The organism is Brachybacterium sp. SYSU DS0246 (assembly GCF_059391765.1).
The window spans coordinates 17,946-36,335 of record NZ_JBZXYT010000030.1 but is presented as its reverse complement, the minus strand read 5'-3'; the positions used below and the strand labels follow the sequence as shown (position 1 = coordinate 36,335).

Here is an 18,390-nt window from a genome sequence, read left to right as displayed (position 1 = left end):
AAGAGTCGGACCGTCAGCCCCCGCCGTCAGCCGTCAGCCCTCGGCTGCCCGCCGTCAGCCGCCCGCTGCCCGCCGTCCGCTGCCCGCCGTCAGCCGTCGGCTGCCCGCCGTCGGCCGCCCGCCGTCAGCGGCGTCGGGCGAGGGAGCGTTGGCCAGGTCCGACCCGACTCACTACCGGGCGCCGACGACTCACTACCGGGCGCTGACGGCGTGCCGCACGGCGTCATCGATGAGTCGAGCCGCGGTGCGCGCGGTGCGGGAATCCACGTCCAGGGCGGGATTCAGCTCCACCACGTCCAGCAGGGCCAGCTTCCCGCTGCCGGCCGCAGCTCGGACGGCCGCCGCGATCACCGGCACGGGCACGCCGTAGGCAGCCGGAGCGGAGACGCCGGGCGCGACGGCCGCCGGCAGCACGTCCAGATCGATCGTCAGATACAGCAGGTCCAGATCCGCAGTGAAATCCTGGACGAACGCGGTGACCTGCTCGGCTCCGCCGTCGGCACACTGCTCGTCGGTCAGCCAGCGCACGCCGAGCCGTCGGGCCTCCTCGAACAGCACGCCGGTGTTCGAGGGCTCGGCGATGCCGAGCACGGCGTAGTTCAGCTCCCGCCCGGCGGCCGCCTCGGCATCGGCCATCTGCGCGAACGGCGTGCCCGACGTCGGCCGCCCCTCCCGGCGCAGATCGAAGTGGGCATCGAGGTTCAGCACACCCCAGCGGGCGCCATCGTCAAGTCCGCCGGAGGCCGCGAGACCGCGATAGGAGGCCCACGCCGTCTCGTGCCCGCCGCCGAGCACGAGGGAGAGACCGCCGCGGTCGCCCGTGGTCCGCAGCGCCTGCCCGAGTCGGGCCGCCAGCTGCTCCTGCCCGCTCTCGAGGTCCTGCCCGTCCACAGCCACATCACCGAGGTCGACGATGCGGCGGCGCCCGGCTCCGATCTCCCCGTGCAGCGCCATCGGCCCCAGTGCGCGGCGCAGGGCCCCGGGCCCGTCGGCCGCGCCGGGGCGGCCCCGGTTCCGGCGCACGCCTTCGTCGGAGCGGAATCCCAGCAGCGCGACATCGGCGATGCTCGGCTCCTCGGTGTCCACGATCATGTGCCAGCGGGCGTGCTCGGTGCCGTGGCCGTCCAGCCGGCCCGTCCATGCGCGTGCGGATGCAGCAGCGGCATCCATGGCGACCTCCCTGTGATGCGGTGGCATGCTGGCTCCATCATGGCACCGAAGGTTCCCGCCGCCGATGCGGCACTGCAGCTGACGACGTACCTCGCCGCGCAGCGCACCCCCGTGCCCGCGATCCAGATCGCCCGCGACCTCGACCTGCCCCGCTCGACCACGTACGACCTGCTCAGCGTGCTCGTCGAACGCGGCTTCGCCTTCCACCTCGCCTCCGAGCGGCTGTACGGTATCGGCCCCGCTGCCTTCGAGCTGGCCGGCGGGTACGCCCGGCAGGAGCCCCTCGCACGCATCGGCCGACGGGTCGTCGAGAACCTGGTCGACGAGGTGGGGGAGTCGGGCCATCTCGCCGTGCTGCACGGCCGTGACGTGCTGTACATCGTCGAGGAGCGTGCCCGGAACCGGCCCAGCCTGGTCACGGATGTGGGCGTACGGATCCCCTCCCACCTGACCGCGAGCGGGAGGGCGCTGCTGGCCGAGCTCCCGCCGGCGCAGCTGCGCAGCCTCTACGGCCGCGAGGCCGACTTCACCGCCCGCACCTCCGCCCCCGGGCCCACGACGCCGCAGCAGCTGCGGGCGCTGCTGGCCGACGTGCGCCGCGAGGGCGTCGCCGAAGAGACCGGGGAGGTCACCGACACGCTCTCCTCCCTTGCCGCCGTGGTGCGCGATCACACCGGGTGGCCGGCCGCCGCGGTCGCGCTGACCTTCGTCGAGGACCACACGAGCGACGAGGACCGGGCCCGGCTGGCGGTGGCGGTGCGCGAGGCGGCCGGTGAGCTGACCCGCCGCCTGCACGGTCCGGTCGGCTCGGGCTCGCCCAGCCGGACCTGACCGCCGACGGGACGTCGGTCGACGGTGCTGCGCATATGACCGGGCAGCTGCGACTGGCGTCCCGTCCGTGGACACGGGGCTGTTGGTATCCTTCGTCGACCCGACGTGCGAGCGTGAGGACGGACCCATGGCTCCTGAGCAGCAGCCCTCCGAAGCCGACGAGCGTGCCCGGCTCGGTGAGTCCGACGAGCCCGTCGAGGACAAGCTCGTCGAGGAGTTCCAGAACACCGTCGCCGAAGGCGCGAACAAGCTCAATCGCACCTGGCGCGCCCAGATCATCACCGGTCTGTTCGGCGGCATCGACGTAGGCCTGGGCCTGATGGCGATGCTCGCCGTGCTCGAGGCCACCGACTCCAAACTGCTGGGCGGGCTCGCGTTCGGCATCGGCCTGTTCGCCTGCCGCCTCGCGCACTCCGAGCTGTTCACCGAGGACTTCCTGCTGCCCATCAATGCCGTGATGGCCCGTCGCGGCACCTGGTGGCAGCTGGTGCGGCTGTGGGTGGTCACCCTGGCGATGAACCTGATCGGCGGGTGGCTGTTCATGTGGTTCGTGGTCGCCGCCTTCCCCCGCTTCGAGTCCGTGCTGACGGAGACCGCGACCGGCTACATGGAGAAAGGCCTGACCAGCGAGACGGTCTCCCTGGCGCTGCTGGCCGGGTTCACGATCACCCTGATCACCCGCATGAACCAGGGCTCCAGCGAGGGCATGGTGACGCTGGCGAACTCGCTGATCGCCGGCTTCCTCGTGGTCGGGCTCGGCATGCTCCACGGCGCCCTGAACGCCGTGGTGATCTTCGGGGCGATGCACGCCGGAGCGGCGATCTCGTACGTGGACTGGCTGATCTGGTTTGCCTGGGTCATCCCGCTGAACGTGCTGGGCGGGCTGCTCATGCTCGCCTTCCCGCGCCTCATCCGCACCTGGGAGCTGGTCCAGAAGGAGCGTGCCGCCGAGGACTCCGGCAGCTCCCAGACCTCCGTCGTCTCCTGACCGGGCGGGTAAGGATCGACCTCTTCGGCGACTGGGCGGCCTGGCCAGAGCTCCGCCATGTGCAGGCCGGGGGTCTGACCGCCGGCGGGACGTCAGTCGATACTGCTGTGTATATGACCGGGCAGCTGCGACTGGCGTCCCGTCCGTGGATACGGTGCGGTTGGCATTTTCGTGGACGTCTCCTGACTGCGCTAGCGATCAGTTGTCCGGTATTCCGGACATAACCGGGCCGGCAGGTCTCGCCCGGGACGCCCGGGCGTGGTGAGCTGGACCGAATCCCCGCCACGGAAGGAACCGATGATGACCCTCCCCGGAGCTCGCCCCGTCCGCGCCCCGCGCGGCACCGCCCTCAGCGCGAAGTCCTGGCAGACCGAGGCACCGCTGCGGATGCTCATGAACAACCTCGACCCCGAGGTCGCCGAACGCCCTGACGACCTGGTCGTCTACGGCGGCACCGGCCGTGCGGCCCGCTCCTGGGAGGCCTTCGACGCGATCACCGAGACCCTCCGCGACCTCGAGGACGACGAGACCCTGCTGGTCCAGTCCGGCAAGCCCGTCGGCGTGCTGCGCACCCACGAATGGGCCCCGCGCGTGCTGCTGGCCAACTCCCACCTCGTCGGCGACTGGGCCACCTGGCCCGAGTTCCGCCGCCTCGAGGCCGAGGGCCTGACCATGTACGGGCAGATGACCGCGGGCTCGTGGATCTACATCGCCACCCAGGGCATCCTCCAGGGCACGTTCGAGACCTTCGCGGCCGTGGCCGCCAAGCGGTTCGGCGGCACCCTGGCCGGCACCATCACCCTGACCGGCGGCTGCGGCGGCATGGGCGGGGCCCAGCCCCTCGCGGTCACCCTGAACGACGGGGTGTGCCTGATCGCCGACGTCGACCGCAGCCGCCTGGAGCGCCGCGTCGCCAAGCGCTACCTCCACGAGATCGCCGAGGACCTCGAGGACGCCGTCGCCCGCGCCAGCGCCGCCCGCGCCGAGCGCCGCGCCGTCTCGATCGGCATCGTCGGCAACGCCGCCGACGTCTTCCCCGCGCTCTTGGAGCGCCACCGCGCCGGTGACCTGCACATCGACGTGGTCACCGACCAGACCAGCGCCCACGACCCGCTGTCCTACCTGCCCGCCGAGGTCACCGTCGAGGACTGGCAGCGCGAGGCGGAGGCGGACCCGGAGGGCTTCACCAAGAAGTCCCGCGAGGCGATGGCCCGCCAGGTCCAGGCCATGGTCGAGTTCCAGGACGCCGGCGCCGAGGTCTTCGACTACGGCAACTCCATCCGCGACGAGGCCCGCCACGCCGGCTACGACCGCGCCTTCGCCTTCCCCGGCTTCGTGCCCGCCTACGTGCGCCCGCTGTTCTGCGAGGGCATGGGTCCGTTCCGCTGGGTGGCGCTGTCCGGCGACCCCGAGGACATCGCCGTCACCGACGCCGCGATGAAGGAGCTGTTCCCGGACAACGAGCACCTCCACCGCTGGCTGGACGCCGCCGGGGAGTACGTCGAGTTCGAGGGCCTGCCCGCCCGCATCTGCTGGCTCGGCTACGGCGAACGCCACCTCGCCGGCATGCTCCTGAACGACCTGGTGCGCGACGGGAAGGTCAAGGCCCCCATCGTCATCGGCCGCGACCACCTCGACTCCGGCTCCGTCGCCTCCCCGTACCGCGAGACCGAATCCATGCTCGACGGGTCCGACGCGATCGCCGACTGGCCGCTGCTGAACGCCCTGACCGCCACCTCCTCCGGCGCGACCTGGGTCTCGATCCACCACGGCGGCGGCGTCGGCATCGGCCGCTCGATCCACGCCGGCCAGGTCGGGGTGGCCGACGGCACGGAGCTGGCAGCCCGCAAGCTCGAGCGCCTGCTGACCAACGACCCCGCCACCGGCGTGTTCCGCCACGTCGACGCCGGCTACTCCCGGGCCGACGAGGTCGCCCACGAGCGCGGCGTGCGGGTCCCGATGACTCCTACCCGCCGCGACTGAGGCCCCGGGCCGCCGCGGTGCCGCGCCGAGCCGGCCCGAGCCGCAGCTGCGTATCCGCCCTCGCGCATCCGCCCCTGCCCATCCGCCCCCGCTCATCCGCATCCGGAGGTATTCCTGTGACCAGCACCGTGCTCACCGGTATCAGCGAGCTGTGGACCCTGGACCCCGCGTGCGATGACCCCGCGCGCCCGGGCACGGTCACCGACGAGCAGGTCGTGCGCGACGCGGCCGTGGTGATCGAGGACGGGCTCGTCGCCTGGACCGGCCCGTCGGCCCAGGCCCCGTCGGCCGACGCACGCGAGGACCTCGGTGGCAGGGCGGTCCTGCCCGGCTGGGTCGACTCCCACACCCACCTCGTCTTCGACGGCGACCGCGCGGGAGAGTTTGAGGCCCGCATGGCCGGGCAGGCCTACGCCGCCGGCGGGATCGGCGTGACCACCTCGGCGACCCGCGCCGCGGCCGACGAGCGCCTGCGGGACCTGGTGCGCGCCCGCATCGCCGAGGCCGCCCGGGGCGGCACCACGTGCCTGGAGACCAAGACCGGGTACGGACTCACCGTCGCCGAGGAGCTGCGCGCCGCCCGCCTCGCCTCGCAGCTCAAGGCCGACGGGGAGCTCGACGAGGTCACCTTCCTCGGCGCCCACCTCGTACCCTCCGAGTTCGGCGGAGACGCCGACGGGTACGTCGACCTGGTCACGGGTGAGATGCTCGAGGCCGTCGCCCCGTACGTCGGCTGGATCGACGTGTTCTGCGAGAGCGGCGCCTTCACCCCCGCGCAGTCCGAGCGCGTCCTGCGCGCCGGTGCCGACGCGGGGCTGGGCCTGCGGGTGCACGGCAACCAGCTCGGTGCCTCCGGCGGGGTCGCGCTCGCCGTGGAGCTGGGAGCGGCCAGCGTCGACCACGTCAACCACGTCAGCGCCGCCGACATCGACGCGCTCGCTGCGGCCCGCGAGAGCACCGTGGCCACCGTGCTGCCGGCCTGCGACCTCTCCACCCGAGCACCCCTCGCTCCGGCCCGGGAGCTGCTGGACGCGGGGGCGAGCGTCGCGATCGCCTCGAACTGCAACCCCGGCACCAGCTACACCAGCTCCATGAGCTTCTGCGTGGCCACCGCCGTGCTGCAGATGCACCTGACGCTGGCCGAAGCGATCCGCGCCGCCACCCGCGGCGGGGCCCAGGCCCTGCACCGCGAGGACGTCGGCCACCTCTCCGTCGGCGCCCGCGCGGACCTCCACGTGCTCGACGCCCCCGCCGCCATCCATCTCGCCTACCGCCCCGGCATGCCGCTGACCCACCGGGTCTGGCGGGCCGGGATCCCCCTGTCCTGAGGAGGACGTCGATGACGACGCCCGATGCCGTGCCTGCACCCGAACCCCATCGCGCCTCTGCGCTGGTCCCCGCCCCTGGTCCCCAGCGTGGTCCTGCGCCAGGCCGCGAGAGCGGCCCCCTTCCGCCGCACCGGTGGCGCTTCGTGGTCTACAGCGCCATCGGCCTGGCGATGTTCTTCGTGACCGTCGAGATCGCCGGCAGCTCCACGATCCTCGTCGACCACGTGCTGAGCCTCGTGCAATGGGTGCTCGGCCCCGTGGTGCCCTGGGTCGTGGTGGCTCTGGTGGCGCTGGGCACGATCCGCCCGTTCGCCACCGGCACCTGGCGCAATGGGGCGCTGCGGACCTTCTTCGCGCTCGCGAACGTCGTGGGCCTCGCCGTCGCCGTGTGCGCGGCCGCCGGCTACTACCCGGGGCCGCTCGCCAACCCCGACATCGGCCCGTTCCTGTGGGAGAAGCTCGCCATCCCCGTCGGCCTCATCGTGCCCGTCGGCGCCGTGTTCCTCGCGCTGCTGGTCGGCTACGGACTGATGGAGTTCATCGGTGTGCTGGTCCAGCCGATCATGCGGCCGGTGTGGAAGGTGCCGGGACGCGCCGCCGTCGACGCGGTCGCCTCCTTCGTCGGCTCCTACTCGCTCGCCCTGCTGATCACCGACAAGGTCTACCGCGAGGGCCGGTACACCGGCCGGGAGGCCGCGATCATCGCCACCGGTTTCTCGACCGTCTCGGCGACGTTCATGGTCATCGTCGCCAGCACCCTGGACCTCATGGACCACTGGACGCTGTACTTCGTGCTTACCCTCGCCGTGACCTTCGCGGTCACAGCGATCACCGTGCGGATCCCGCCGCTGCGCACCGTCGCGCCCGACACCTTCGAGGGCGTCACGCACCTCCCGGAGCCGGTCGCGCGCGGCAATCGGTTCGCCGCCGCCTGGGCCGAGGCGATGCGCGCCCTGTCCAGCGCACCGGGCCTGGGGCGGGGGACCTGGTCGACGTTCCGCGACGGCGTGCGGATGTCCTCCGCGATCGTCCCCTCGATCCTCTCGATCGGCCTCGCCGGCCTGCTGCTGGCGACCTACACCCCCGTCTTCGACGTCGTGGGCTGGCTGTTCGTGCCCGTTGCCTACCTCGTCGGCCTGCCGGATCCGGGACTGGCGGGCAAGGCCGCCGCGATGGGCATCGCCGAGATGTTCCTGCCGGCCACAGCCGTCGCCGGTCACCCCTCGGACGTTCTGCGCCTGACCATCGGCGTCACCGCGGTCTCGCAGATCATCTTCTTCTCCGCCCTGGTGCCCTCGATCCTGGCCACCTCGATCCCGATCAGCGTGGGCCGGCTGGTGATCATCTGGATCCAGCGCGTGATGCTCACGATGCTGATCACCGCGCCGCTGGCGCACCTGCTGCTGTGACCGCGGTCCGCCGGCCCCTCACGGCTCCTCCCGCGACCGCGGCGCTGAACGTCGCCGAGACTCGCCGTGCCACCGAGACTCGCCGTGCCACCGCGGTCCCTCGCGCGCTAGCGCTGGTGCTAGCGCCGGCGAGGCATCTGTGTCCGGCGCCAGTGCTGGTACGGGCCCCAGTCGAACAGGCCCGGGCCCGCCTGGATCCTCGTTCCGTCGCGCCCCTCCACCACCACGAAATAGCCCAGCCGGGCCGTGCGCTCGTAGATCCGGGTGATGTCCTCGTAGCGGATGGTGTGCGTGCGGCCGGCGATGTCCCGCTGGATGAGCGCCTCCGGGCCCGCTTCGACGTAGACGATCACGTAGACCCACAGCAGGAACAGAGCCAGCAGCGACAGCAGCGCCCCGGCGATCAGCATCTGCCGGGCGTTGGCCGGGTCCTCGTCCTCGGTCGTGCCGACCACCGCGATCAGAGCGGCCACCAGGTAGACCACCACGGCGATGACCGCCATCAGCCGCGGGGCCCGACGGCGCGTGGGATGCCGGCGATGACGGTGCGGACGCCGCACCGTGTGGATCGTCAGCAGCACGACGCCCGCCATCGCCACGACCAGCACTCCGGCGTCGAGCAGCTCCGGCCACACCTGCTGCCACACGTCCCCCATCGCCACAGAGTACGACGCCCCCTCACCTCAGGAGACGACCACCGATGACCACCGCCCCGCATCCCGCCGCCGGGAACCGCACCATCACCCTGTCGACCTCGGGCCTGACCGCGGCCGACGTGCTCGCCGTCGCCCGCCGCGGCGCCGAGGTGCGTCTGGACCCCGCCGCCCGCGAAGAAGTCGCCCGGGTGCGCACCCACATCGAGGACCTCGCCCTCGGCGAGACCCCCGTCTACGGCGTCTCGACCGGATTCGGAGCGCTCGCGGACACCTCCATCCCGCCCAGCCAGCGCCACGCCCTGCAGCGCTCCCTGATCCGCTCCCACGCCGCAGGCGCCGGCGGCGAGGTCGAGCCCGAGGTGGTGCGCGCCCTGATGCTGCTGCGCGCCCGCACCCTCGCCTCCGGCCGCACCGGCGTGCGCCCCGTCGTGGTCGAGACGATCCTGGCGCTGCTGAACGCCCGCATCACCCCGATCGTCCACGAGTACGGCTCCCTCGGCTGCTCCGGCGACCTCGCCCCGCTCGCGCACTGCGCGATCGTGCTGATGGGGGAGGGGCGCGCCCGGGACCGTGACGGCGTCGAGCGCCCCGTGCCCGAGCTGCTGGCCGAGGCCGGCATCGAGCCCGTGCTGCTCGAGGAGAAGGAGGGCCTGGCGCTGATCAACGGCACCGACGGCATGCTCGGCATGCTGCTGCTGGCCCTCGCCGACCTCGACGAGCTCGTGCGCGCCGCGGACCTCACCACGGCCCTGACCGTGCAGGGTCTGCGCGGCCGCGACACCGTCTTCCACCCCGAGCTGCACACGCCGCTGCGCCCGCACCCCGGCCAGGCCGCCTCGGCCGCGAACATCCTGGCCATGCTGCAGGACTCGCCGATCATCGCCGACGTCGCCGCCGAGGGCTCCAGGGTCCAGGACGCCTACTCCCTGCGCTGCGCCCCGCAGGTCGCCGGCGGCGTGCGCGACACCATCGAGCATGCCCGCACCGTCGCCGACCGGGAGCTGGCGGCTGCCATCGACAACCCGATCGTGCTCGAGGACGGCACCGTCACCTCCAACGGCAACTTCCACGGCGCCCCGGTCGCCTACGTGCTCGACTTCCTCGCCGTGGTCAGCGCGGACCTCGCCTCGATCGCGGAGCGCCGCACCGACCGGATGCTGGATAAGTCGCGCTCCCACGGGCTGCCGCCGTTCCTGGCCGACGACCCGGGCGTCGACTCCGGCTTCATGATCGCCCAGTACACCCAGGCGGGTCTGGTCTCGGAGATGAAGCGGCTGGCGGCACCGGCGAGTGCGGACTCGATCCCGTCCTCGGCGATGCAGGAGGACCACGTCTCGATGGGCTGGCACGCCGCCCGGAAGCTGCGCACCAGCGTGGACAACCTGCGCCGGGTGCTGGCCATCGAACTGCTCGCCGCGGCCCGCGCGATCGACCTGCGCGCCCCGCTGGAGCCCTCGGCCGCCTCGCGCGCCGTGATCGACGTGCTGCGCCGCACCGTCGAGGGTCCGGGCCCGGACCGTTTCCTCGCCCCGGACATCGCCGAGGCCGAGGCGCGGCTGCGGGACGGGTCGGTGCTGGCCGCGGCCGCGGAGGTGACCGGGCCGCTGCGGTGAGGGCCGCCGGGCCGGCGGCGACTTCGCCGACCGGACCTCCCGCGGTCATCCGTCGTTGGTGTGCAGGTCAGATCCTGGTCGCAGGAGGTCCCTAGTCTCGCGGGTGCTCGATCCCGATCAGGCCCCGCCGCCTGACACGAGCGGCCCCCGCCGCCTGACCCGAGGAGACCCGCCCATGCCCGCTCCCAGCCGTATCGACCGTCGCACCCTCCTGCAGCTCCCGATCGGCGTCGGCGCCCTCGGTGCCGTCGGCGCAGTCGGAACCGCCGCCGCCTCGGCCGCTCCCCGTCCTGCCCTGTCCGAGAACGCGTGGACCTTCGGCCTGATGAGCGACACCCAGTGGGGCGCGGACGCTGACGGGGAGAACCCCGGCTCCATCGCCGGCGGCCTCCAGCGCATGATCAATGAGCGCATGATCGACGAGGGCGCCGCCTTCCTGGTCCAGGTCGGCGACAACGTCGATCGGGAGGAGGACAGCTACAACGGTCGCCCCGACGTGCGCACGCTGCCGATCAAGGGCGAGCTGGTCCAGCCGCTGTACGACGCCGGCGTCGGCTTCTACACCCTGCGCGGCAACCACGAGTCCTCGCAGACCGCCGGCCAGGAGCTGCCGCAGGTCTTCCCCCAGCACATGGGCGAAGGCTCGAACCCGCTCGGCGGGGCCACGAACTTCTCCTCCCCCTCGGAGCTGCTGAAGGGGCTGTCCTACTCCTTCGACGTCGAGAACGTCCGCCTCATCATGCTCGACCAGTTCACCCGCCCGGACGGCTCCGGCTCCACCGGCGACAACATCCTCGACCAGCTCGACTGGATCGAGGAGCGCGTGATGAGCCGCGGCGCGGACATGCACTGCATCATCGCCGCGCACAAGAACCTCATCGGTGGCAACCACGTCGACAACCTCTTCGGCAGCGATCCCTCCGAGAATCCCGACGGGGTGGACCGGTTCCTGCAGATCTGCGACGAGGGCGGGGTCGCGTTCCTGTGGGGCGGCCACGATCACCACCACAAGCGCTCGGTGATCACCAGCGCCGACGGCCGGCACTCCATCGAGCAGCTCATCGCCGGCTCGGACAGCGCCAAGTTCTACACGCCGGATGTCCCCTCCATCGACGAGACCTACGGCGGCCCGTCCGAGACTGTGCTCGCCGAGGAGCTGTGGACGCTGAGCCACTACCTCATCACCGTCGACGGCCCGATGCTCTACGTCGACTTCTACTCCATGAGCACCGGCGCCGACTACGGGCCGACGTACATGAACGTCACCCCGCCGGAGAGCGGCTGGTACTGGCGCGAGCGCTGGGGCCGCTCCCTGAACGGCCAGGAGTTCCTCGTCGGCCCGGGGGAGTCCTACACCGTGGTCAGCGACGAGTTCGAGGGCACCACCGCGAGGATCCTCGACGGTGTCAACACCGCCGAGAAGTCCGACTACGCCGGGCGGGCCCTGTCCAAGCACATCGCCACCGGCTGGCAGGACGCCGGGGACGGCGACGCCTCGCCCCGCTTCCACCTCACGGGCATCCACGAGAACCTGACGCTGAACGACGAGTCCCTGACCGGTCAGCTGCCCGAGGCCGACGAGACCGATGAGGCCGACCGCTTCGTCCTCGAGCTCAGCGGCGGTGCCCGCGCGTTCCGGGCCGATGGCAGCTACGGGCTCGCCACTCGCGGCGAGGACGGCTCCTGGATCAACGCCGTGGACGCGAACCACGCCGGGACCAAGAAGTTCGTCAAGGGGCCCTACCGCGAGGGCTATGAGGTGGGCACCTACGGCGTGGACCCCCGCACCAAGAAGGCCTGGGCCGTGCTCGACCGCGGCGGCGTGTTCGTGCTGCGTCGCGGGATCTGAGCGGTCCGCCCGCGCGCCTGCGCGACCCGCGCGCCGCGAAGCGCGCAACCGTTCCCCCGAGACGTGCCGGAATCGCCACGTTTCGGGGGAATGGGCGTCGCGAGTCAGAGCGCCGGGGAGGCGAAGCCCCCATTGGAGTAGAGCAGCTGGCCCCGGATCCACTCGCCCTGCTCGGAGACCAGGAATCGCACCAGGTTCGCGACGGTCTCTGGCTCGCCGAGGTGCCCGCCGGGCGTCGCGGAAGCGGCCGAATCGCGCACCTCATCGCTCATCCAGCCGGTATCGATCGGGCCGGGGTTGATGAGGTTGGTGCGGATGCCGCGGTCGGCCAGTTCATGTGTCCCGGCCAGCACCAGGCGGTCCAGTGCGGCCTTCGTGGAGCCGTAGGGGAGGTTGTGCACGGTGTGGTCGCTGGTCAGCGCGATCATCGCGCCGCCCGGGGTGTCCGCGCCGGCCTCGACCTGTTCGGCGAAGGCTTTCAGCAGCAGCCAGTTGGCGCGGACGTTCACGGCATAGTGGCGGTCGAAGCTCTCTACGGTCGTATCCAGGATCGAGGAATCGACCGACTCGCAGTGGCAGGTGACCAGGGCGCCGATCGGGCCGAGCGACTCCTGGGCCGACGCGATCAGGGTCTCGGGGATCTCCGGATCCGACAGATCGCCGGGTACGAGTTCGACCCGGCGGCCGCCGGCGCGCAGTTCGTCGGCCAGGAGTTCGACGTCGGCGGGTTCGCCGTAGATGCGGCGGTCGTAGTCCTCGAAGTAGTTCAGGGCCAGGTCGAAGCCGTCGGCGGCGAGACCCCGCGCGATGGCGGCACCGATGCCGCGACGGCGGCCGACGCCGGTGATCAGGGCGGTGCGGGGGAGTGTGTGCATGTGCCGGACGCTATCCGGGGGCGCGAAGGGCGGCAACGGATTTCTGCCTAGTCGCCGCGGTCCTCCGGGTCGGTTCTGTCCTTGTCCTCGGCCCGGTCCTCGGGCTCGGTCCGGTCCCAGACCACGTGCCCGTCGGCATCCAGTCGGGCGCCGGCGCTCGACTCATGGGTGCGCAGCTGGCCGGACGGCATCAGGTGCTCGACAGGCACCTGGTGCTCGAGGAGCATCACGTCGGCGATGAGGCGGCGATGGCAGCGCCACCACACGGACTCCGAGCACATCACCGCCGTGCGCTCCCGGGAGCTGTCGTCGAGGAGCTCGGCGATCGCGGCGCGGAACTCCTCGCTGCGGGTCCAGGCCGCATAGGCGCGGAACTGCGCGACGCGCCACCAGGGATCGGCGGACGCGGCGTCGTCGTCCTTGGTGAGGCGACGGCGACCGCCCAGACGCTCGTCCCAGCGGTAGGCGACGCCGATGTTTTCGCAGATTTCCTCGATCGCGCCGCGGGAGGCGGCCTCGTTCGCGCGGCTGCCGGGGAAGCGGCGTACATCGACCAGGCGCTCGATGCCGGCGCCGCGCAGCAGATCGGCGAGGTCGGCGCGGTCGAGGCGGCCGTGCCCGAGGGTGAGCAGTGGAGGCGGGACCGACGGCATGGGCTCAGGACCTCGCGCCGGCGATCACGTCGTCGGCGGTGCGCAGCTCGACCTGCGGCTCGAAGAGGCCCATGGTGTGCAGGGCGGCCGCGCCGTTCTCGGCGGTGGAGTGGGCGACGGCATCGGTGACCACGGTGACGTGCACGCCGGCGTCGGCCGCCGCCAGCACGGTCGCGATCACGCAGCAGTCGGTGGAGACGCCGGTGACCAGCAGGTGCGGGCCGGTTCCGGGTGCGGCGCCGATCCGCGCTGCGAGCTGCGGTCCCCACTTGCCGAAGGTCGGCTCGTCGACGGTGGGGTGGGCGGAGAGGTCGCGTGCTTGCTCGACCAGGTCGTACAGCGGATCCTCCGCCGGTACGTCGGCGAAGGGCCAGGCGCGGAAGTAGTCGCCCCACGCCGTATCGCGGTCGGCGGTGGGCAACCAGCGGGTGACCAGCGTGCGATCTCGGCCGACGTGGGCGGCGAGCGCGGTGATCCGGTCCATGGCGGCGGGAAAGCCGGGAGAGGCCCAGTCCGAGGACGGGTCCGCGAAGATCCGCTGCGGGTCGACCACCAGCAGCCAGGGGGCGGCGACATCGGGGCTGGTAGCCATGAGTGCTCCTTTTCGACGGGGCCGACGGGGCCGACGGGGCCGACGGGGCCGGGCCCAGGGACCGTCGACGGGACCGAAAAGCCCTGAGGGGACCTTCGGGCGGGTCTGATCGGTCGGACGGGGCGCGAACAGCCTATCGAGGGGCACTCGCCGCGGAGTCGGCGGGCGCCGGCTGACGTCGGGACGCGGACCCGGCAGCGTCTGCGGCAGGCGAGCGCGGCTCCCGAACGGCGGCGAGAACGGTCGGCGCCACCGCGAAACCCGCGCCGACCAGGCACAGCACTCCGCCGACGGCCGCCAGCGGCGGCGGCACCTCGCCCAGCAGGACCCAGGCCAGAGCCACCGTGAAGCCCGGGACGATGAGCGAGGAGGAGCTCAGCACCCCGGCCGGGGTGCGGGTCAGCGCGTAGCCCCACAGCAGGAATGCGAAGGCCGTGGGGAAGACGCCCATGTACACGACGGTGACGATCGAGGTGGCCGAGGCCGCCTGGATCTCGCCGATCAGTGCCGGGGTGAACGGGAGGCAGGCGAGGAAGCCCGCGACGATGCCGACCAACGTCATCGACGTCGAGCCGATTCGCGCCAGCAGGCGCTTCTGGGCGAGGACGCTGCCGGCGTACAGCAGCGCGGCCAGCAGCCCGAGCAGCAGGCCGAGCCCGGAGACCCGTCCGCTCGAGGTGGCCACCGTGATCAGGGCGATGCCCGCGAAGGCGACCAGGATCCCCGCCACCAGGCGTGCCGGCAGCCCTTCGCCCATCAGCAGCCCGGAGACGACGGCGACGATCAGCGGCGCCACGTTGACCAGCATCGCTGCCGTGGCGGCGTCGATCAGGAGCTCGGCGGCGTTCAGCACGATCGTGTACGCGGCGAACCAGGCGATGCCCCACGCGATCACCGCCGCCCACAGCCGCGAGGTCCGCGGTGTGCGCACCCGGCCCAGGAGCACCAGCGGCAGCAGTGCGACCGCGGCCGCGCCGGTGCGCAGCAGGGACATCGCTCCCGGGGAGAAGTCTGCCCCGCCGGCCCGGATCACCACGAACGAGGACGCCCACATGATCATCACTGCCAGGGCGGCGAGCCAGGGCAGGGCGGGATGCGGGGCACGGGGAGGGGCGGGGGAAGGCTCGGTCACGAGAGACATTCTCGTCCAGCACGGCGAGACCTGCCGGCGGGAATCGGACAGCTCACCGGTAGAGGTCCTCGGGGATGGTGGCCAACCGGGACGGGTGCACCTCGGCTCCGAGCCCGTAGAAGTGCTGGAAGGACATGATCAGGGGGCGCCAGCGGTCCGGGTCGATGCGGTGCTCGGTCCCCTCGGCCCGGATGCTCGGGTGCGCCAGGACCTGCCGCACTTGCAGTTCGCACACCATGCCCCTCGCCTCTCGCAGAGTGCACTCGAGCAGCGCCGGGCACTCGCGGACCCCGGGCGGCGTCACGGTCCGCGACGGAACGGGAGTCAGGCCGGCCAGGCCGAACTTGTCGCGGTGGACGCGATACCCGCGCGCGGCCTTGTTCGCCGACATCTGAGCCGATCCCGTGGTCAGGGCTAGACAATCGACCGCACCGGCCAGATCGACCGACGGCAGGGCGAGGACAGCCTCCCCCGTGCGTTCGAGGTTCTTCCGGGACTGCGAACTGGGACTGATGCCGATGACCGCTTCCCGGCCGAGCCAGAATGCGGAGGAGATCGGCGCCAGATTCGGAGAGCCGTCCTCGTTGGTGGTGCTGACCAACACGACCGGGGTCCCGAAATAGAGGATGCCCGGGTCGATGTACTCGTGCGCCGTGGTGGTGGGAGCGTGCTCTGTCATGGCATCCATCCTCCGGCGGCTCCAGCAGCGGTGCCAGCGGGATTCGGACGGCGCACTGGCCTACGCGGCAGCACCCCCGTGGGCGGTGGGGCGAGCGCCGGTCAAGTGGTGGTGACCATTAATGGGGGCGCGCCGGTCGAGTGGTGGTGACCTGTGATGGGGCGCGCGGCCCAAGTAGTGGCGATATAGCGGGTGCCGATGCTCTATGGCGATCGGCTCCCGCTATTTCGCCAGTACCCGGCGGTGGCTGCCGGGCTGCGACGGTCACGGACGGGACGCGGCGGCCACGGCCGGCACGCGGCGATCGCTGCCGGGTGCGTCGGCCGGTGGACGGGGTGGAGTGGCCCGCGCCGAGGTCACTCCTCCGGTGCCTGCTGTCCCGTGCGCTCCTGCCACGCCCGATAGTGCTCCCAGTCGAACAGCCCGTTGCCCGCGGTGATCGTGGTGCCGTCGCGTGCCCTGAGTCTGGTCTGGCTGGTGCTTGAGATGTTCGTGCCGTCAGGGCCGCCGGAGCCGATGTAGCTGATGCGGGCGATGTCCGCGTAGCGAATGGTCCGGGTGCGCCCCAGCATGCCCCGGGATCTGAAGGCGTCCGGCCCCGCCTCGACGTAGACGATGAAGAAGGTCCACAGCAGCAGGATGGCGATCAGCAGAAGCACGCTGCCGGCGATCACATCGGCCCGGATCTCGGCAGGGTTCTCGCCCTTCGTGATCCCCGCGAGCACGAGCAGGACGCCGAACAGCAGGATCACGAAGCCGATCACGCCCACCAGTCGCGAGACGCAGCGGCGCTCGGGATGCCGCTTGCGGATCCAGGGGCGCCGGACCAGGAAGCTCAGCAGCCAGAGGCCGACGATGATCGGGATGAAGGCCACGATCTCCATGACGGACATGTTTTCTTCCTTCCGAATGCTCAGGCCCGAGCAGCCGCTCCCTGCTCCTGCCGGCGGATCGTGCCGCGGCGGGCGAACCAGGTGACGCCGAAGCCGAGCACGAGGGCGAGGATCACGCCGATGTTGGAGTAGGCCCAGTTGCCCTCCCAGTAGGAACCGGCCGGGTCGTCCACGAAGGTGCCCAGGCCCAGCGGCTCCAGCAGGTAGCCCTGCCAGTTGTTCCACGGCGCGGCCTCGGTGAAGGAGTTCACGACCAGGCCCCAGCCGATCACCGAGGCCACCACCAGTGTGACCACGGAGGTCCAGTCCACGGCGCCGTAGCGGCCGGTCGGGTCGAACAGGGCCTTCTCGTCGTAGTCCGCGCGGCGGGAGAGGACGTCGGCGATGAGGATCCCGGCCCACGCGGCGATCGGCACGCCGAGGGTGATCAGGAAGCTCTGGAACGGGCCGATGAAGCTGGTGGCGAAGAACGCGACCCAGATGGTGCCGACGGTGAGGATCAGCCCGTCGACCGCGGCGGCGGCCGGGCGCGGGATCCTGATGCCCAGGCTCAGCAGGGTCAGGCCGGAGGAGTAGATGCCCAGCACCGCACCGGAGACCAGGGTCAGCACCGCGACGATCCAGAAGGGGATCAGCGCCCACAGCGGCAGGATCGAGATCAGCGCGCCGATCGGGTCGCCCTCGATCGCGGCACTCAGCTCGGGATCGGAGCCGGCCAGCAGCAGCCCGAAGATCACCAGCACCACCGGCGCGGCCGCACCGCCCACGGTGTTCCACAGCACGATCGACCCGTCGGACGCCGTGCGCTTCTGGTACCGCGACCAGTCGGCGGCGATGTTGATCCAGCCCAGCCCGAAGCCGGTCATCACCATCACCAGCGCACCGACCATCGCCTGCGGCGGCCCGTTCGGCGCCGACGCCACCGCGGCCCAGTCGATGGCGGGAATGGTCAGGGCCATGAACACGAGGGTCATGGCGCCGGTGGCCCAGGTCAGGATCGAATGCAGGCGCATGATCGTGTGATAGCCGAGCACGCTCGCCACCACGATCAGGGCGGCGATGAGGATCGCCGCGATCACGGTGACCGCCTGCCCGGAAGCGACCCCGAGCACGTCGAACACGGTGGCGGTGGCCAGCACCGCGGAGATCGCCAGGCTCGTCTCCCAGCCGATCGAGGTCAGCCACGAGACGATGCCGGGAACCTTCTGCCCGTGGACGCCGAACGCGGCGCGGGAGAGCACCATCGTCGGCGCGCTGCCGCGCTTGCCGGCGATCGCGACCAGCCCGCACAGGGCGAAGCTGATGATGATGCCGATGATCGCGACGATCGTGGCCTGCCAGAAGCTGATCCCGAATCCCAGCAGGTACGAGCCGTAGCTCATGCCGAACACCGAGACGTTCGCGGCGAACCACGGCCAGACGAGATCGCGCGGGCGCGCTGTCCTCTCCGACTCCGCGATGATCTCGATGCCGGTGGTCTCGATGACGCCGGCGCCGCCGACGGGGGCCGGGGGAGGCGTCGGCGCAGTGGTGCTGTCAGGGGAGGTCATGTCGGCTCCGGGAGAGAACGACCAGCGCACGGCCGGCCGACGGGGTGGACGGATGTCAGCTGCAGTGTCCCATGACGGCACTCAGCAGGCTTGCCGCCCAAGCGGGGTGCCATACCCCCGCCGCGTGCTGGACGAGGCGGCCGACATGCTCGCCGGAGGCTCGGCGCGGTCCAGGAGATCGGGCCCCTC

The 18,390-nt window shown here is 71.8% G+C and carries 16 protein-coding genes; 7 read left to right on the top strand and 9 right to left on the bottom strand.

Annotation, left to right across the window (positions count from 1 at the left end; genetic code table 11):
• Positions 1–192: 192 nt before the first annotated feature.
• A complete protein-coding gene (hutG, locus tag AC5020_RS13905) occupies positions 193–1,170 on the bottom strand; it encodes a formimidoylglutamase (RefSeq protein WP_464988700.1) in 978 nt (325 codons plus the stop codon).
• 39 nt (positions 1,171–1,209) lie between these two features.
• Here hutG and AC5020_RS13900 point away from each other — a divergent pair, with 39 nt between their 5' ends.
• From AC5020_RS13900 to AC5020_RS13880, 5 genes are all read left to right on the top strand, one after another.
• Positions 1,210–2,001, top strand: coding sequence for an IclR family transcriptional regulator (locus AC5020_RS13900; RefSeq protein WP_464988699.1), 792 nt, complete (start codon positions 1,210–1,212; stop codon positions 1,999–2,001).
• Between the two features lie 127 nt (positions 2,002–2,128).
• Positions 2,129–2,989, top strand: coding sequence for a formate/nitrite transporter family protein (locus AC5020_RS13895; protein WP_377793501.1), 861 nt, complete (start codon positions 2,129–2,131; stop codon positions 2,987–2,989).
• Between the two features lie 300 nt (positions 2,990–3,289).
• On the top strand, positions 3,290–4,972 hold the full coding sequence (gene hutU / locus AC5020_RS13890) for a urocanate hydratase (RefSeq protein WP_494564443.1): 1,683 nt from the start codon (positions 3,290–3,292) through the stop codon (positions 4,970–4,972).
• A 116-nt stretch (positions 4,973–5,088) separates the two neighbouring features.
• Entirely contained in the window at positions 5,089–6,300 is a 1,212-nt protein-coding gene (gene hutI, locus AC5020_RS13885; protein ID WP_464988697.1) for an imidazolonepropionase, read from the top strand.
• A gap of 11 nt (positions 6,301–6,311) precedes the next feature.
• The gene (locus AC5020_RS13880; RefSeq protein ID WP_464988696.1) at positions 6,312–7,709 is read left to right on the top strand and encodes a YjiH family protein; all 1,398 of its coding nucleotides are present in this window, start codon (positions 6,312–6,314) and stop codon (positions 7,707–7,709) included.
• Positions 7,710–7,828: 119 nt separating this feature from the next.
• Here the strand turns inward: AC5020_RS13880 and AC5020_RS13875 are convergent, their stop codons facing one another.
• A complete protein-coding gene (locus AC5020_RS13875; RefSeq protein WP_377017640.1) occupies positions 7,829–8,365 on the bottom strand; it encodes a hypothetical protein in 537 nt (178 codons plus the stop codon).
• Positions 8,366–8,409: 44 nt separating this feature from the next.
• Here AC5020_RS13875 and hutH point away from each other — a divergent pair, with 44 nt between their 5' ends.
• Together hutH and AC5020_RS13865 are read left to right on the top strand one after the other, a co-directional pair.
• Positions 8,410–9,978 carry a histidine ammonia-lyase gene (hutH, locus tag AC5020_RS13870; RefSeq protein ID WP_464988695.1) on the top strand — a complete coding sequence of 523 codons (1,569 nt, stop codon included), beginning with the start codon at positions 8,410–8,412 and terminating at the stop codon, positions 9,976–9,978.
• Positions 9,979–10,153: 175 nt separating this feature from the next.
• Positions 10,154–11,827: a metallophosphoesterase family protein gene (locus tag AC5020_RS13865; protein ID WP_464988694.1), complete on the top strand. Its 1,674-nt coding sequence runs from the start codon at positions 10,154–10,156 to the stop codon at positions 11,825–11,827.
• A 104-nt stretch (positions 11,828–11,931) separates the two neighbouring features.
• Here the strand turns inward: AC5020_RS13865 and AC5020_RS13860 are convergent, their stop codons facing one another.
• The 7 genes from AC5020_RS13860 to AC5020_RS13830 form a co-directional block, all read right to left on the bottom strand.
• Positions 11,932–12,702: an SDR family oxidoreductase gene (locus AC5020_RS13860; RefSeq protein WP_377793508.1), complete on the bottom strand. Its 771-nt coding sequence runs from the start codon at positions 12,700–12,702 to the stop codon at positions 11,932–11,934.
• Positions 12,703–12,749: 47 nt separating this feature from the next.
• Positions 12,750–13,355 carry a DUF488 domain-containing protein gene (locus AC5020_RS13855; RefSeq protein ID WP_464988693.1) on the bottom strand — a complete coding sequence of 202 codons (606 nt, stop codon included), beginning with the start codon at positions 13,353–13,355 and terminating at the stop codon, positions 12,750–12,752.
• A 4-nt stretch (positions 13,356–13,359) separates the two neighbouring features.
• On the bottom strand, positions 13,360–13,947 hold the full coding sequence (locus AC5020_RS13850; RefSeq protein WP_464988692.1) for a cysteine hydrolase family protein: 588 nt from the start codon (positions 13,945–13,947) through the stop codon (positions 13,360–13,362).
• Positions 13,948–14,080: 133 nt separating this feature from the next.
• Positions 14,081–15,079 carry a DMT family transporter gene (locus AC5020_RS13845; protein WP_464988691.1) on the bottom strand — a complete coding sequence of 333 codons (999 nt, stop codon included), beginning with the start codon at positions 15,077–15,079 and terminating at the stop codon, positions 14,081–14,083.
• Between the two features lie 52 nt (positions 15,080–15,131).
• The gene (locus AC5020_RS13840; protein WP_464988690.1) at positions 15,132–15,758 is read right to left on the bottom strand and encodes a flavin reductase family protein; all 627 of its coding nucleotides are present in this window, start codon (positions 15,756–15,758) and stop codon (positions 15,132–15,134) included.
• A gap of 356 nt (positions 15,759–16,114) precedes the next feature.
• Positions 16,115–16,651 carry a hypothetical protein gene (locus AC5020_RS13835; RefSeq protein WP_377793511.1) on the bottom strand — a complete coding sequence of 179 codons (537 nt, stop codon included), beginning with the start codon at positions 16,649–16,651 and terminating at the stop codon, positions 16,115–16,117.
• A 20-nt stretch (positions 16,652–16,671) separates the two neighbouring features.
• Positions 16,672–18,201 carry a purine-cytosine permease family protein gene (locus AC5020_RS13830; protein ID WP_464988689.1) on the bottom strand — a complete coding sequence of 510 codons (1,530 nt, stop codon included), beginning with the start codon at positions 18,199–18,201 and terminating at the stop codon, positions 16,672–16,674.
• Between the last annotated feature and the right edge of the window lie 189 nt (positions 18,202–18,390).

What these genes read in the sequence shown, in the direction of transcription:
- AC5020_RS13835 (WP_377793511.1), bottom strand. Translation starts at nt 16,651, where the DNA reads ATGTCCGTCATGGAGATCGTGGCCTTCATCCCGATCATCGTCGGCCTC.
- AC5020_RS13865 (WP_464988694.1), top strand. Translation starts at nt 10,154, where the DNA reads ATGCCCGCTCCCAGCCGTATCGACCGTCGCACCCTCCTGCAGCTCCCG.
- hutU (WP_494564443.1), top strand. Translation starts at nt 3,290, where the DNA reads ATGACCCTCCCCGGAGCTCGCCCCGTCCGCGCCCCGCGCGGCACCGCC.
- AC5020_RS13840 (WP_464988690.1), bottom strand. Translation starts at nt 15,758, where the DNA reads ATGACAGAGCACGCTCCCACCACCACGGCGCACGAGTACATCGACCCG.
- AC5020_RS13880 (WP_464988696.1), top strand. Translation starts at nt 6,312, where the DNA reads ATGACGACGCCCGATGCCGTGCCTGCACCCGAACCCCATCGCGCCTCT.
- hutH (WP_464988695.1), top strand. Translation starts at nt 8,410, where the DNA reads ATGACCACCGCCCCGCATCCCGCCGCCGGGAACCGCACCATCACCCTG.
- AC5020_RS13855 (WP_464988693.1), bottom strand. Translation starts at nt 13,355, where the DNA reads ATGCCGTCGGTCCCGCCTCCACTGCTCACCCTCGGGCACGGCCGCCTC.
- AC5020_RS13875 (WP_377017640.1), bottom strand. Translation starts at nt 8,365, where the DNA reads ATGGGGGACGTGTGGCAGCAGGTGTGGCCGGAGCTGCTCGACGCCGGA.
- AC5020_RS13860 (WP_377793508.1), bottom strand. Translation starts at nt 12,702, where the DNA reads ATGCACACACTCCCCCGCACCGCCCTGATCACCGGCGTCGGCCGCCGT.
- AC5020_RS13900 (WP_464988699.1), top strand. Translation starts at nt 1,210, where the DNA reads ATGGCACCGAAGGTTCCCGCCGCCGATGCGGCACTGCAGCTGACGACG.
- AC5020_RS13850 (WP_464988692.1), bottom strand. Translation starts at nt 13,947, where the DNA reads ATGGCTACCAGCCCCGATGTCGCCGCCCCCTGGCTGCTGGTGGTCGAC.
- AC5020_RS13830 (WP_464988689.1), bottom strand. Translation starts at nt 18,201, where the DNA reads ATGACCTCCCCTGACAGCACCACTGCGCCGACGCCTCCCCCGGCCCCC.
- AC5020_RS13895 (WP_377793501.1), top strand. Translation starts at nt 2,129, where the DNA reads ATGGCTCCTGAGCAGCAGCCCTCCGAAGCCGACGAGCGTGCCCGGCTC.
- hutG (WP_464988700.1), bottom strand. Translation starts at nt 1,170, where the DNA reads ATGGATGCCGCTGCTGCATCCGCACGCGCATGGACGGGCCGGCTGGAC.